Origin of the sequence: Thiomonas sp. SCN 64-16 (genome assembly GCF_001725585.1) — a bacterium.
Lineage (GTDB): Bacteria > Pseudomonadota > Gammaproteobacteria > Burkholderiales > Burkholderiaceae_C > Thiomonas > Thiomonas arsenitoxydans.
Genome location: NZ_MEGQ01000031.1, coordinates 17,215 through 31,139 on the forward strand (window position 1 = coordinate 17,215; position 13,925 = coordinate 31,139).

At 62.8% G+C, this 13,925-nt stretch carries 14 protein-coding genes and 1 pseudogene; 8 read left to right on the forward strand and 7 right to left on the reverse strand.

The window, feature by feature from the left end:
- Window positions 1-43: 43 nt before the first annotated feature.
- The 3 genes from pgl to ABT24_RS09920 all read right to left on the reverse strand — a co-directional run bounded on the left by pgl (window position 44) and on the right by ABT24_RS09920 (window position 2,975).
- Window positions 44-733 carry a 6-phosphogluconolactonase gene (gene pgl, locus ABT24_RS09910; RefSeq protein WP_276732588.1) on the reverse strand — a complete coding sequence of 230 codons (690 nt, stop codon included), beginning with the start codon at window positions 731-733 and terminating at the stop codon, window positions 44-46.
- A gap of 3 nt (window positions 734-736) precedes the next feature.
- Window positions 737-2,227, reverse strand: a complete 1,491-nt coding sequence (gene zwf, locus ABT24_RS09915; protein WP_276732586.1) for a glucose-6-phosphate dehydrogenase — start codon at window positions 2,225-2,227, stop codon at window positions 737-739.
- A gap of 238 nt (window positions 2,228-2,465) precedes the next feature.
- Window positions 2,466-2,975, reverse strand: coding sequence for a MaoC family dehydratase (locus tag ABT24_RS09920; RefSeq protein WP_276732582.1), 510 nt, complete (start codon window positions 2,973-2,975; stop codon window positions 2,466-2,468).
- Between the two features lie 212 nt (window positions 2,976-3,187).
- Here ABT24_RS09920 and ABT24_RS09925 point away from each other — a divergent pair, with 212 nt between their 5' ends.
- The 3 genes from ABT24_RS09925 (at window position 3,188) to ABT24_RS09935 (ending at window position 5,079) form a co-directional block, all read left to right on the forward strand.
- On the forward strand, window positions 3,188-4,231 hold the full coding sequence (locus ABT24_RS09925; RefSeq protein WP_276732580.1) for a DUF3034 family protein: 1,044 nt from the start codon (window positions 3,188-3,190) through the stop codon (window positions 4,229-4,231).
- A 27-nt stretch (window positions 4,232-4,258) separates the two neighbouring features.
- The gene (locus ABT24_RS09930) at window positions 4,259-4,714 is read left to right on the forward strand and encodes a group I truncated hemoglobin (RefSeq protein WP_276732578.1); all 456 of its coding nucleotides are present in this window, start codon (window positions 4,259-4,261) and stop codon (window positions 4,712-4,714) included.
- A 71-nt stretch (window positions 4,715-4,785) separates the two neighbouring features.
- Entirely contained in the window at window positions 4,786-5,079 is a 294-nt protein-coding gene (locus ABT24_RS09935) for a high-potential iron-sulfur protein (RefSeq protein WP_276732575.1), read from the forward strand.
- Window positions 5,080-5,154: 75 nt separating this feature from the next.
- Here the strand turns inward: ABT24_RS09935 and efp are convergent, their stop codons facing one another.
- Together efp and earP are read right to left on the reverse strand one after the other, a co-directional pair.
- A complete protein-coding gene (gene efp / locus ABT24_RS09940) occupies window positions 5,155-5,709 on the reverse strand; it encodes an elongation factor P (RefSeq protein WP_276732570.1) in 555 nt (184 codons plus the stop codon).
- 35 nt (window positions 5,710-5,744) lie between these two features.
- Window positions 5,745-6,911, reverse strand: a complete 1,167-nt coding sequence (gene earP, locus ABT24_RS09945; protein ID WP_276732566.1) for an elongation factor P maturation arginine rhamnosyltransferase EarP — start codon at window positions 6,909-6,911, stop codon at window positions 5,745-5,747.
- A gap of 130 nt (window positions 6,912-7,041) precedes the next feature.
- Between earP and ABT24_RS09950 the strand changes: the two genes are divergently transcribed.
- Both ABT24_RS09950 and uvrC read left to right on the forward strand, forming a co-directional pair.
- Complete coding sequence (locus tag ABT24_RS09950; protein WP_276732563.1) at window positions 7,042-7,599, forward strand: uracil-DNA glycosylase; 558 nt, start codon at window positions 7,042-7,044, stop codon at window positions 7,597-7,599.
- Window positions 7,600-7,604: 5 nt separating this feature from the next.
- The gene (gene uvrC, locus ABT24_RS09955; protein ID WP_276732561.1) at window positions 7,605-9,548 is read left to right on the forward strand and encodes an excinuclease ABC subunit UvrC; all 1,944 of its coding nucleotides are present in this window, start codon (window positions 7,605-7,607) and stop codon (window positions 9,546-9,548) included.
- A 20-nt stretch (window positions 9,549-9,568) separates the two neighbouring features.
- Here the strand turns inward: uvrC and ABT24_RS09960 are convergent, their stop codons facing one another.
- Window positions 9,569-10,060 carry a hypothetical protein gene (locus ABT24_RS09960; protein WP_276732557.1) on the reverse strand — a complete coding sequence of 164 codons (492 nt, stop codon included), beginning with the start codon at window positions 10,058-10,060 and terminating at the stop codon, window positions 9,569-9,571.
- A gap of 505 nt (window positions 10,061-10,565) precedes the next feature.
- On the opposite strand from ABT24_RS09960, the gene ABT24_RS09965 reads away from it, so the two are divergent.
- The 3 genes from ABT24_RS09965 to ABT24_RS09975 are packed head-to-tail and all read left to right on the forward strand — an operon-like array spanning window position 10,566 to window position 13,647.
- Window positions 10,566-12,047 carry a cytochrome ubiquinol oxidase subunit I gene (locus ABT24_RS09965; protein ID WP_013122793.1) on the forward strand — a complete coding sequence of 494 codons (1,482 nt, stop codon included), beginning with the start codon at window positions 10,566-10,568 and terminating at the stop codon, window positions 12,045-12,047.
- A gap of 4 nt (window positions 12,048-12,051) precedes the next feature.
- Window positions 12,052-13,296 (forward strand): hypothetical protein, encoded by a 1,245-nt coding sequence (locus ABT24_RS09970; RefSeq protein WP_013105427.1) that lies wholly within the window; start codon window positions 12,052-12,054, stop codon window positions 13,294-13,296.
- Between the two features lie 30 nt (window positions 13,297-13,326).
- A complete protein-coding gene (locus ABT24_RS09975) occupies window positions 13,327-13,647 on the forward strand; it encodes a c-type cytochrome (protein ID WP_013105428.1) in 321 nt (106 codons plus the stop codon).
- Here ABT24_RS09975 and ABT24_RS09980 read toward each other — a convergent pair.
- Window positions 13,628-13,925, reverse strand: a pseudogene (locus tag ABT24_RS09980) (TolC family protein); the annotation flags it as partial. The gene ABT24_RS09975 and the pseudogene ABT24_RS09980 overlap by 20 nt on opposite strands.

Consider the following 13,925-nt stretch of genomic DNA (forward strand, 5'->3'; position numbering starts at 1 on the left):
AGTCAGGGGGACAGAATCAAGGCAGACGGAATCAGGGCGCCCGTCAGGCAGACCAATAGGCGTCGAACGGTGTTTTGGACTGCTGGATGAGGTAGCCAATGGGCAGATGCGGAGTGGGCGGCGGTTCGCTGGCGCGTGCATAGACGGCGCGTTTGGTCTCGCCCGAAATCGACAGCAGCAGCCGACCCGCGCCGAGCAGCGCGGCCAGGCTCAGGCTGATTCGCGTGTGCGCGGCGTGCGGTGGCGTCACGGCCAGGTAGGGCAGGGGATAGTGTGGGCTAAGCCCGAGGGGCAGTTCGGCAGCGCGGGGAAACAACGAGGCGGTGTGGCCGTCATCGCCCATGCCCAGCAGCGCAGCGGTGAGGGGTTGCGCGAGAGCGCGGAATTGGGCGTTGGCACGGTCCACGCATCCGGCCAGATCGGACGCATCATCGACCAGGGGCAGGAACCGGGCCTGCGCGGCGGCGCCCGTCAGCAAATGGGCGCGCACCAGGGCGGCGTTGCTGTCGGCGTGGTCGGGCGGCACCAGCCGCTCATCGACCAGAGTGAGGGTGACGCGCGGCCAGTCGATCGGCGCCCGCGCCAGCGCTTGAAACAAGGCAATGGGCGAGCGCCCGCCAGAGACCGCCAGCACGGCCCGTCCCCGCTGGGCGATGTCCTGCGCCAGCGCGTCGGTTAGAACGCGCACCAATCGGTCGACTTGCTCCTGCGGGGTGGTGCAGAGGTGCAGCATCACTCACAGTTCCTCATGCCATGAAGCGCCATCGCGCGAGAGCAGGGCGCTGGAGGCGGCCGGCCCCCAAGTGCCCGCGGTGTAGGTCTTGGGCGCCTCGCCATTACGTTCCCAGCAGTCCAGAATGGGCTCCACCCAGCGCCAGGCGGCGGTGAGTTCGTCGCGGCGCATGAACAGCCCCAGCTGGCCGCGGATCACGTCGAGCAGCAGCCGCTCATAGGCATCGGCGCGGCGTTTTTGTGCGGTGGACTCGAAGTCCAGATCGAGCTGGGTGGGGTGCAGCCGCATGCCGTCGCCGGGTTCCTTGGCGAGAAAATGCAGGCTGATGCTCTCATCGGGCTGCAGCCGGATGACCAGGCGATTGGCCCCCTGTAGCCCGACCGGGCCGCCAAACAGCGACAGCGGCACCGCGCGGAAGTTGATGACAATTTCCGCCAACCGTTCCTGCAGCCGCTTGCCGGTGCGCAAAAAGAAGGGCACCCCGGCCCAGCGCCAGTTGACGACCTCGGCCTTGATCGCCACGAAGGTTTCGGTGCGGCTGGCCGGATCGATGTCGGGCTCTTGCAGATAGCCCGCCACGGGTTTGCCGTCGATGGCGCCGGCGCGGTATTGTCCGCGTACCGTCCGGGTGGCCACGTCGGATTCGGTGAAGGGCTTGAGCGCCTGCAGCACCTTGAGCTTCTCGTCGCGGATGGCATCGGCCTGCAAACTGGCCGGCGGCTCCATGGCCACCATGCACAGCAGTTGCAGCAAGTGGTTCTGCACCATGTCGCGCAGCGCGCCGGTTTTGTCGTAAAACTCGCCGCGCCCCTCCACCCCCAGGTCTTCGGCGATGGTGATCTGCACGTTGTCCACCCACTCGCGGCGCCACAGCGGCTCGAACAGCACGTTGCCAAAGCGCATGGCCATGAGGTTTTGCACCGACTCCTTGCCCAGATAGTGGTCGATGCGGTAGAGCTGGCTCTCGGCAAAGGACTGAGCCACCGCCGCGTTGATGGCGTCGGAAGAGTCCAGATCGTGGCCCAGGGGTTTCTCCAGCACCACGCGCACGTCGGGATGATTGAGCCCGACGCGGGCGAGTTGCGCGCAGATGTCGGCAAACAGTGAAGGCGCGGTAGCGAGGTAGCAGACCGTGACCCGCTCGCCGCCTCTGCCCAGCAGTTCGGCCAGGGCGTCGAAATCGGCCGGGTGGGCGGCGTCGAGCTTGAGGTAGGTGATTCGGGCGGCGAAGGCCGCCCAGACCGGGGAGCTGAAATCCGCCTTGAGGTGCGGGCCCGATTGGGTGCGCACCTGCGCCAGATAGTCATCCAGCGTCAACGCGCCCCGGCCGAGGGCGACGATGCGCCCGGCCGGATGCAAGGTGCCGGATTGGTGCGCCTGATACAGCGCGGGCAGCAGCTTGCGCATGGCCAGATCGCCAGTGCCACCGAACAACACCATGTCGAAAGAGGGAGTAGCGCCCATATTGTGTTCTGTCGGTGTCGAAGTGGCCATGAGAAAAATCCAGATTCAGTGTAGGGAGAAGCGCGGCCGACATAGGGCTGAAAAACCCTCCTGGCCACGAAAAATTGACGCACATCATTGAAACCGTGTGCGCCAAGCGCGGCTCGAATGGTAGGTCGCTCGTATGTCAGCAACTTGCCGGGGCCGGATCAGCAAGCAATTTTCCGGCCATGTGGCTGCCACGCAGCGCGGCGACGCTGCGGCCTACTCCAGCGCGCTCGCCTGACGATCAGGGTTGCGCGCCAGCCTCTGGGCCCTCGGCGCCTGGTGCGCGCCGCTTGAACATGCCCCAGCCCTTCATGCTCAGCACGCAATCATCGTGTTGATTGAAAAGCTCCCACTGCGACTGCACCAGCCCGACATCGGGCTTGCTGCGCATCGGGCGCGCGGCCAGCACCGTCATGCGAAGGCACAGCCGATCGCCCGGGTGGACGGGCTTCAACCAGCGCAATTCGTCGATGCCGGGCGAGCCCAGGCTGGTCGAACGCAGCAGGTAGGCGTCGCACATCAGTCGCATCGCCATGCTGCAGGTATGCCAGCCGCTGGCGGCGAGCCCGCCGAAAAGCGAGTTTTTAGCCGCTTCATCGTCGACGTGAAAAGGTTGCGGGTCGAACTGGCGGGCGAAGTCGAGCACAGCTTCACGGCTGACCAGGGTGCTGCCGCAGTCGCGCATGGCCCCTGCGGGAAAGTCTTCCCAATGCAACAGATCGGATTCGGGTGGGATGGGCGTAGTGTTCATGGCCGGATGCTAAACGCACTCCAAAAGTCGTGCAGCGCGGGTTGGACGCAAATAGTTACATATCTCTTGGTGTTTTATTCGATTTTTCTGAATCCACCGCCTTCGTCGCTGCGTATCGCTCATATCGCAGACGAAAACCGGCTGGGGTCGGCTTGAGGCTGCGGTCATTTCACGCGAGTGGGATGGAACATCTGACCATAAGGAGCGAGACCATGAGTACACATCGTTGGAAGAGAACCCTCGCGGCCACAGCCGTGGCAGGGCTGGGGGTCTGGGGAATGAGCGCAGCACATGCGCAGGGCAGTCGGCTGCTGGCGACCAGCGGGGTCACCGAGGTGGGCGGCTCCACGGGGGGCGGTATCACCCCCTGGGCGGTAATTGCCGGGTATGACACAGGCGACGAGGTCGGCGGCTCGGTCACCGGCACTTACGTCACCGTGCCGAACTATGGGCTGACCACCCTGGGCGCGGCTGTGGGCATTCACAACCGCTTCGAGATCTCGGTGGCCCACGAGAATCTCAACGTCAATCTGGGTAGCTTGTCCAGTCTGGGCGTGCTGGGCAATCAGCCCGGTGGGTTGGGCTTGATCAACAGCGGCGGCGTAGCGCCAAGCATCAATCTGGGCAACCAGACCATCAGCATGGACGTGCTGGGGCTGAAGGCCCGGCTGTTTGGCGATGTGCTCTATACGCCTTACCCGCAGGTGTCCGTGGGCATCAAATACAAGAAGAACAACGATTTCGACAGCAACTTTTCCGGGCTGGGCCCGATCGGCATTCCGAAATTCTTTGGCGCCGCCAGCGATTCGGGTACCGATTTCTACGTCGCCGCGACCAAGGTATTCCTCAACGGCATCTTCCATCGCGTCACGCTGGTCAACCTGACCTTGCGCGGCACCAAGGCCAACGCCATGGGTCTGCTGGGCTTCGGCACCAATGCCAACAACGGCATCGCCGGGGCGCTGGGAACCAAGAGCAACGACAGCTACCACGCCGAACTCGAGGGCTCGGCGGCGGTGTTCTTGCGCCCGGATGTGGCCGTGGGTGGCGAGTTCCGACAGCAACCCGACAACATGAAGTACCCGATCAATTCCAGCGCCACGGCCATCGGTTCGCCCGGCACGATGAAAGACGTGTTCATCGCCTACTTCCCGAACAAGAGCCTGTCGTTGACCGCCGCTTATGCCGATCTCGGCCCCTTGCCGTTCCAGGCCAGCAACAAAGGCTTCTACCTCTCGCTCAACGGCACGTTCTGATTTCTAACCCTTTCAGGAGAAACATCCATGAAACTGCAATCCCTCCCGCTGGCGCGCCATCTCGGCGGCGTCGCCCTGACCTGCGCGCTGGCATTTCCGGCACTGGCGCATGCTCAGATGACCTCAGGTCAGACGCTATATGAACAGCTCGGCGGCAAACCGGCCATCACCAAGGTCGTGCACGACATGATCGTCAATGTTGCCGCCGACAATCGCATCAACCATTTCTTCGCCAAGACCAATATTCCGCATCTGCAGATGGAACTGGTCAATCAGGTGTGCGAAGCCACCGGCGGCCCGTGCAAGTACACCGGGCTGAATATGCGGCAGGCGCACAAAGGCATGAATCTGAGAACGGCCGATTTCAATGCCCTGGTCGAAGATCTGCAGAAGTCCATGGACAGCAATCACGTGCCCCTGGGGCTGCAGAACCAGTTGTTGGCGATTCTGGCGCCGATGGAGCCCCACGTCGACCACCAATAAGGCGCATTGGCCTCTGGTTTTGCGGAGGCCCGCGGGCCTCCGCTTCAGCATCGTGTCAAAGGAGATCTCTCATGCATAACCCGAAATCGTCACTTCCCCTGACCAACCCCCAGCGACGCAGTCTGTTGCGCCGAGGCGGCCTGCTGCTCGCGGTGGTCGGTGCTGCGGCCATCGTGCCGGCACAAGCCGACGACGGCATGCTGAGCAAGGCGGCCGTGCAGTATCAGGACATGCCGCACAGCGGCCAGCAGTGCAGCAACTGCGCCTACTTCATTCCGGGCTCATCGGCCACGGCCAGCGGGTCTTGCCGACTGGTTGCGGGAACCATCTTTCCGAACGGCTGGTGCCAGCGGTTCTCTTCGTAAATCAGGGCTGGATTGAAACAACAAAGCCGCCCTCGGGCGGCTTTGTCAATGTGAGCCGATCGGCTCGATCTGGCGTCAGACGCGGCTGCGGTATTCGCCGGTGCGGGTGTCGATCTCGATCTTGTCGCCGGTGGCGACAAAAATGGGGACGGGCACTTCATAACCGGTGGCGAGTTTGGCGGGCTTGAGCACCTTGCCGGAAGTGTCGCCCTTGATGGCGGGTTCGGTATAGATGATCTCGCGCACCACGGTCGTGGGCATTTCAACCGAGATGGCCTTGCCGTCGTAGAACACCACTTCGACGGCCATGCCGTCTTCGAGGTAGTTCAGGCTGTCGCCCATATTGTCTTTTTCGACTTCGTATTGGTTGTAGTCGGCATCCATGAAGACGTACATCGGGTCGGCGAAGTAAGAGTATGTGCACTCTTTGCGTTCCAGCGTGACCGCGTCGATCTTGTCGTCGGCCTTGTAAACCACTTCGGTGCCGCCGCTGGTGAGCAGGTTCTTCAGTTTCATTTTCACCGTGGCGGCATTGCGGCCGCCGCGGCTGTATTCGGTCTTTTGCACCACCATCGGGTTGTCGCCAACCATGATGACATTACCGGCGCGGATTTCTTGTGCGATCTTCATTGAACGGTCTGTGGGGTTTCAGATAAACCTACATTCTACCGGGCGGGTGCAAGGGAGGGCCGATTGCTGGCGAGTTGCTGCACTTCATCGACCAGTTGACTGGCCAAATCGGCTTGGGTTTGCAGGCTGCGCGACCACTTGAGCGCATGGCGCTGCAAGGAGGGCAGGCTGCTCACAAACTCCATCCAGGCGGGCGCTAGGTCGAGGCCCCGGTTCCAGGCGGTCCAGAAATGCACCACGGTGTCGCGCAGTTCGCTGTCGGCCTCTTCGAGGTAGAGATCGAGGAAGGCATCCAGCTTGCGGTCGTGGGCGCTGTCTTCCTGTGGGTAGATGTGCCAGACGAAGGGCTTGGCTGCCCATTGCGCGCGGACGAAGGAATCTTCTCCCCGCACGATGCAGACGTCGGCCGCCCAGAGCAGTTCGTCGAAACGTTGCTGCGGGATGTACGGCAGGGCGTAGATGCTCAGGCTGCCGCGCGAGGTGATCTGGCCGGTTTGCAGCGTCATGTCCAGCCAGGTGTTGATGGCGGTCATCACCGGGCCGGGACAGACCCAGAGTGCCACCGGACGCTCGGAAGCGGCCATGGTGTGCAGCCAGCCATCGAGCCGCTGGCGGGCATAGCTGAACAGCAGCACGGTGAGCGCATGGTCGGGCGGAGGCGGCAGGCCGAGGGCGCGCAGGGCGATGCGTTTGGCCGAGGGCTGCATCTGCCAGTTGTCGCGCTGCGAGATCAGGCTGGATTCGCGCAGCAGACCGCCGGACTTTTCGGTGAAGCCGGGGTAGTAGAAATACTTCATCAGCCCACCGCTTTGCGGCGAAGGCTTGAGGTGATGCAGATCGACCCACTTTTCTGCGCTGAGGTGTTCGAGGTTCAGCCAGACGGGAGGAGGTGAGGCCTTGCCGATCTGCGCAATGTAGGCGTCGCTGAGGTGACAGCCGAACATTTCGACGACCACATCGCCCGGCGTGGCCTGGGCCTGCCGGGCCCAAGGCACAATCTGCACCCCGGCCAGGGTCTGCTCCGCAGCACGGAGCTGAACCTGCGGCGCAATATGGGCGAACGCCTTGAAGTCGTCCAGGAATAATCGCACCTGTTGCTGGTGCTCCGCGGCGAGTTGCCGAGCAAGTCGCCAAGTCACGCCGATATCGCCGAGGTTATCGACGACATGGCAAAACAAATCCCACCGATGTTGGACTTTCATGAATATGCAAGGTGACGACGCACCGCTTTCGAGCTCACTTTTTTATGATCCGCATTGTCGTCTGTGCCCACGACTAGCGGCCTTTTTACACCAAGTCAAACAAGATCATCCCGATTTTGCCTGCCTGCCGGTGCCGCCTTTGGGGCCGCTGGATGCGCCGCTGCTCATCGCGGGTCTGGCGCCAGGCCTGAAGGGGGCCAATGCCTCAGGGCGCCCGTTCACGGGAGATGGCGCCGGGCCGCTGCTGTTCGGCACGCTCACCGAACTGGGTCTGGCCTCGCGGCCCGTACCCGTGCGGATCGGCGATCATCCCTCGACGCTACGGGCCGACGACGGCCTGCAACTGCACGGCTGTCGCATCAGCAACGCGGTGAAATGTCTGCCGCCTGAAAACAAGCCCTTGCCCGCGGAGATTCGCACCTGCAATCGATTCATCGCCGCAGAGATCACGGCCATGACGAATCTGCGGGTGATCGTCGCTTTGGGCAAGGTGGCGCACGATGCGGTGCTCATGGCGCTGGGGCGCAAAGCGTCATCGGCCCGCTTTGCCCATGCCGCCGAGCATCGCATGGGCGACTACATCCTGATCGACAGCTACCACTGCAGCCGCTACAACCAGAACACCGGCCGCTTGACCGCCCCGATGTTTCGCGCGGTGTTCGAGCAGGCCTTGCACCTTGTGAACTGAGACTCATGGCATCCGATTCTCCCCAGCCGGAGCACAGCGCGGCGCTGCTGGCGCAGGTCGCGGCGTTGCCGCATCTGCCCGGCGTTTATCGCTACTTCGCGGCCGATGGCAGTCTGCTCTACGTGGGCAAGGCGCGCGATCTGCGCAAGCGCGTGTCGAGCTACTTCCAGAAAGATCATGGCGGCACGCGCATCGGGCTGATGGTGTCGCGCATCCATCGGCTCGACACCACGGTCACCCGCACCGAGGCCGAGGCGCTGCTGCTCGAAAACAACCTGATCAAGACGCAGCACCCACGCTACAACATTCTGTTCCGCGACGACAAGTCTTACCCGTATTTGCAGATCACCACGGCGCACGAGTACCCGCGCGTGGCGTATTACCGCGGTGCGACCGACCGCAAGCAGCAGTATTTCGGTCCCTATCCAAACGCCTGGTCGGTGAAGGAAAGCATCGCGGTGCTGCAAAAGGTGTTTCAGTTGCGCACTTGCGAGGACACGGTGTTTTCCAACCGCAGTCGGCCCTGCCTGCTGCACCAGATTCACCGCTGCACAGCGCCCTGCGTGGGCAAGATCAGCGCGGCGGACTACGCGCGCGACGTGCAGCATGCAGTGCGTTTTTTGCGCGGCGACCACGGGGTGGTGATGGGCGATCTGCAGTTGCAGATGCAGTCGCTCTCCGACGCGCTGCGTTTCGAGGAGGCCGCTGTGCTGCGCGACCAGATCGCCGCACTTTCAGGCGTACTGCAGCAGCAAAGCATGGAAGTGGGCAGCGCCGAAGATGTGGACATTCTGGCCGTGGCGCTCAAGGGAGGTCGGGCCTGCGTCAACCTCGCCATGGTGCGCGGCGGTCGGCATCTGGGCGACCGGGCCTACTTTCCCAGCCAGGTTCAGGCGGCGTTGGAGTTGGGCGACGACCTGGCGGATGGCGTCGCCCCCGAACAGGGCGCTCCCGGCCAGGCCGCGCAGCGGGTGCTGCAGGCTTTTGTCGCGCAGCATTACCTGCAGATGGCGCCGCCGCCGGTTCTGGTGTGCGACTTGCCCGTCGAGCCGGAATTGCTCGATGCCCTGGGCGAACACGCTGGGCATCGCATGCAGCAGGTCACGCAGCCGCGCGGCCAGCGGCGCGACTGGCTGGAAATGGCACAAAAAGGCGCGCAGATCGCGCTGACACGCTTGCTCGCGGAAGAAGGCTCGCAGCGCGAGCGCACCTTTGCCTTGGCGCAGGCGCTTGGCCTGGACGCCGAACAGGCCGAAGGCTTGCGCGCGGAATGCTTCGACATCAGCCATACCGCGGGCGAGGCCACGCAGGCGTCTTGCGTGGTGTATGCCGAACACGCCATGCAGCCGTCGCAATACCGGCGGTTTCGCATCAACGACATCACGCCAGGCGACGACTACGCCGCAATGCGCCAGGTGCTCACCCGGCGCTATAAGCGCGTTGCCGAGGCGCAGGCCCAGGGGGCGTTTGCTGCCGACGGCGAAACGCCTGGCGATGCACGCCTGCCCGATCTGGTGCTGGTCGATGGCGGTTGCGGGCAGGTGACCATGGCGCGCGAGGTGTTTACCGAGCTCGGTCTGGATCTCAGCGTGATCGTTGGCGTGGAAAAAGGCGAGGGCCGCAAGGTCGGTCTGGAGGAACTGGTGTTTGCCGACGGCCGCCCCAAGCTGACGCTACCGGCCGATAGCGCCGCCCTCATGCTGGTGGCGCAAATCCGCGACGAGGCGCACCGCTTTGCCATCACCGGCATGCGAGCGGCGCGCGCCAAGGTGCGCACGGGCGGTTCGCGGCTCGAAGACATTCCCGGCATCGGCCCCAAGCGCCGCGCCAAGCTGCTGGCGCGGTTTGGCGGCATTCGCGGCGTCGAGGCCGCCAGCGAAGACGACCTGATGACGGTGGACGGCATCTCTCGCGAACTCGCCCACCTGCTTTACAAGGCGCTGCACTAAAAAAGTGAGCGCATCGTGACTTATCGGGCTGCTGACTGGGTCGCGTGCGTTTTGTGCAGCGAGGCCTTGTACAAAGCGACGACTTCCTTGAACTGCTCGGGGTTCAGCAGAGTGCGCATCCTGTCCACGCAGCCCGCGCGCATGGCGACCAGCGCGGCTTCCTGCTTGCCGATGTCTTCGATCAGGGCTTGACGCTCGGGGGTGTCGCCCATGCCATCCAACAGCGCAGCGCGCAGTTGCAGGCGGGTGTTGGCCAGCTTGTCTTCAGCGGCCTGGCGCTTGGCGGGTGCGGTCTTGAGCCATTGGGCAAACTGCTCTTGCTGGGCGGCATCGAGCTTGAGCGCTTTTTCGTGCTGTTTGATGATGGGAACCAGCGCGATGACCGGCTCGCCCAGGTCATAGGCGGGGCGTTCGGCTCGGGCGGACTGCATCGGGGCGACGAAGCCGAGTAAGGAACAGAGAAAGAACGCGGCGGCGCTGCGCTTGAAGCGTTGTTGGGTGGAAGTCAGCATGGCAATCTCCTATGACTCTGTTGCTGCAAAAGGCAGCACGTAAACATGAATGTAATTAGATGTATCAGATTGTCTGTTGATCTCACACAAAAACCGGAGTTGTGCGGCAAAGGGCCGCAGGTTTGTTCATCGATACGGTAAAAGCGCCTTGGGGATATCCGTTGCGGTTGAAATTCCCCCCATCCCGAATTCCGAATTGATATAGATCAAGCGCCCGTTTTGTGCTGCCGCCGCTACGGCACGCAACCCGTCTAGGCTTCGCCCTGCCTGCATCAGGAGGGTGCGTTGCTGAAGCCTGAACTCCGGTGTGGTGAACCGTCGCGTGTGGATTAGCGGCGGCGCCAATCGGGGTCATTTCGGCCGGGCATTCAGGGTTTTCCCAGCGGCGTTTTGTCATCTTGTTCCCTGATCTATATCAGCGAATACTGATGTACGGATAGAGACCTGACGGTCAGCGGCGTCAAGACCGTGATCCACCGTCGACACATTGCTTGAAGGAGTTTGTATGTCTGAGTTGCTTGGCATTTACCCGACGTGGTACGTGCCCCAAATTGGCACGGCCTGGGTGATGGGCATCATCGGCACGATTCATGTGCTGGCGTCCAACACCTCGGTCGGCGCTGCTGTGTTGTTTGCCCTGCTGGAGAGCCGGTCGGTGCGCGAGAACAAGCCGGAAATCATGCAGTACATCAAGAAGTACGGCATGTTTCTGCTGGTGTTTTCGTACATCTGGGGCTCGGTCACCGGTCCGGGCATCTGGTATTCCACCACGGTTGCCAGCCCGCGCGGCATTTCCGCGCTGATCCACAATTTCGTCTGGGCCTGGGCCACCGAGTGGGTGTTTTTCACCGTGGAGGTGATCGGGGTTTACGCGCTGGTCTACACCATCGGCAAGATCGATCCGAAAACGCACCTGAAAATCACCTGGACATTCGTGGTGAGTTCTGTGGCCACGCTGGTGCTGATCATCGGCATCCTGTCGTTCATGATGTGGCCGGGCAGCGACCGCTGGTATCTCACCGGCTCGGTGTTCGATGCGTTCTACAACCTGAACTTTGCCGCGCAGCTTGCCGATCGGGGCTTCCTGATGCTCACCTCGGCCGCAGTGGTGGGTAGCATCATCGTCGCCGCCATCCCCAAAGGGGATCCGCTGCGGCGAGACGTGGGGCAGACCGTAGCCAGACTCGGTCTCACCGGTCTGATCGGCGGGGCGCTGTCATTCATGTGGTACGTCGCCACGCTGCCGCCCAATGCGCTGGTCATCCTCAAGGACCGGATGCCGCATTGGTTTGGTTATGTCGATGTCCGCGTCACCACCTTCGTGCCGCTGATGGTTACGTCGCTGCTCATTGGCGCCTATCTGCTCTGGATCTATCTCAAGCCGCAAGCGGTGCGCGTGCCCTTGGCTGCAGCCATGGTGGTCATCCTGCTGGTCGCGGGAATCTGGCCGGAAGAACGCACCCGCGAAACCCTGCGCAAACCCTGGGTGGTGGGGCAATATATGTACTCCAACCAGACCATCGGGCGCGACGTGCCGGGCCTGGGCATCAAGGACGAAGTGCCCATCATCGCCAAAGAGGGTCTGCTCAAGGCGGCAGCCTTCGTGCCGGCCGATCTGCGGGTGATCACACCGCAGAACCAGATGGAGGCCGGGCGATTGCTGGCGGTGATGTCCTGCGCCAACTGCCATTCGATCAACAAGGACGGACCGCTGCGCCCGTTGCCCAAACTGCTGCACGGCACGACGGACGTGGCGATGATCCAGGGCTTCCTTGCCGGGCCGCTCGCTCATGGCACCGTGCCTTACATGCCCAAGATAGATCTGCCCGGCGACGAGCAAAAGGCCCTCGCCACCTTCCTGGCTGCCGTCAATGCCGGCACGGTGGACGCCGAGGGTCGTCTGATCGCTCGTGCGCCCGTTGCGGCGCCGCTGCGCACCGCGGTGGCGCAGGCCGCTGATCAGCAACCTACCCAAGCAAAGGACTGACATCATGGATAACGCATCCGTTTCCGCCATGCTGCACGCCTTGCAGGACCCGGCTGGTCTGCCAGCGCCTGCGTGGATTTTTCAGTATCTCAATGTGCTGACCTGGTCGTTTCACATCGCCTTCGTCAATCTGTCTCTCGGCTCGGGACTGCTGGCCATCATCGCTTTCATGCGCCGCCAGCAGCCCGCCTGGGCGCGGCTGTCGGTGGCGATGACCGGGGTGGCCAAGATCGCCGTGTCGATGGCCATCGTGCTGGGTGTGGCGCCGCTGCTGTTCACCCAGACGATTTATGACCCGTCCTGGTACACCAGCAATGTGCTGTCGGCATTCTGGGTGATCTTTTTCATCTTTACCCTGGGGATTGGCTACACCATGTGGTTCGTGTTCTATTTCAAGAACCACGACGTGTCGCATGCCGCCCAAGCCCCGGACACCACCGTGTGGTGGGCCACCGGCGCGCTCTCCCTGCTGATTTTCGACGGCTTCATCATGCATGTGCTGTCGTATCAGGGGCTGTTTCCGCAGAAGTGGATGCAGTGGTACGCCCCGCAGGGCGTGCCGGTGATGAACGGCATGGGCATTCACGCCTTCGAGCTGCCGCGGTTCGCGTTCTTCATCGTCATGTCGCTGACCATGACCGGGGTGTTTCTGCTGGGCTACGCACGCTATTTCCGCGCCCGAGACGACTTTCCCAGTGACTATCTGGACCTGGCGCACCGTATCGGCGTGAAGACCGCTTACTGGGGTGTGGCGCTGCAACTCATCACCGGCCTGCTCTGGGCCTGGGGGCTGCCTGCCTATATGCAGGTGTTCACCCAGCCGCTGTTCTGGCTCACCCTGTTGCTGATCGTCGGCGTGGTGCTTTACGCGCGGCAAGTGCCCGTGGGGGGATCCGCCCTGCAGGCGTATTCAGCCATGGCGTTTTACGCCTTGATGGCCCTGGTCGTCTCGGTGGACCGCGAGGCGCTGCGCGTGGCGTATCTGGCTCCATTCCACTACGACCTCGCCTCGAAACCGCACTACGAGTGGGGCGCAGTGGTCTGGTTCTTCGCCACTTTTGTCGCGGTGGGCGGCTCTCTCGTGGCGTTCTACACCACCATGCTGTGGAAAGCCGGCAAGGTCAAAGGGCTTTACACCGCAGATCGCACCGTATCCCGTCTGGGCGATGTGGCGGTCTGGATCAACTGGACCTGGATGGCCTCATTCTTCGCCATTGGCGTGTGGGCCTATGTGCGCAACATCCTTTGATGTGCGCCCCTGAATTTGGAACTCTCCATCATGACTCTTTTGAAATCTCTCTCCCTGACCGTCGCGGGCGTCTTGTTCACCGTCGGCATGGCCCAGGCCGCACCGTCGGCCGCGATCAGCGCCAAATTCGGCGTGTGCTTTGCCTGCCACGGCGTTGATGGTCATGCCATTCTGCCGACCTATCCCAACCTGGCGGGCCAGAACAAAGACTATCTGGTTCAGACCCTCAGGGAATTCCGCGACGGCAAGCGTCCCAATGATGTCATGGGGCCGATGGCCAAGCCATTGAGCAACAACGATATCGACGAAGTGGCGATGTACTTCGCCGACATCAAACCGGGGAAGAAGTAAGCCCAGCAGACGATGCGGCAGGCGCAGGCGCATGGGTCTGCGTCTGCACCAGCGCCTGCGTCTGTGGCTGCAGCCCGCCGCCCAGCGCCTGATAGAGCAGGGCGGTGTCGTTCAGGCGCGCAGCCTGCGCGGCGATCAGGCCGATGCGGGTCTGTTGTCGCTGCTGCTGCGCGGTGAGTAGTTGCAGCGCGCTGGCTGTGCCCAGCGCGTATTGCTGCTCCACCAGTTGCAGCGAAGTTTGCGCCGAGGCAACGGCTGCGCTCTGTGCCTGCAAGGCC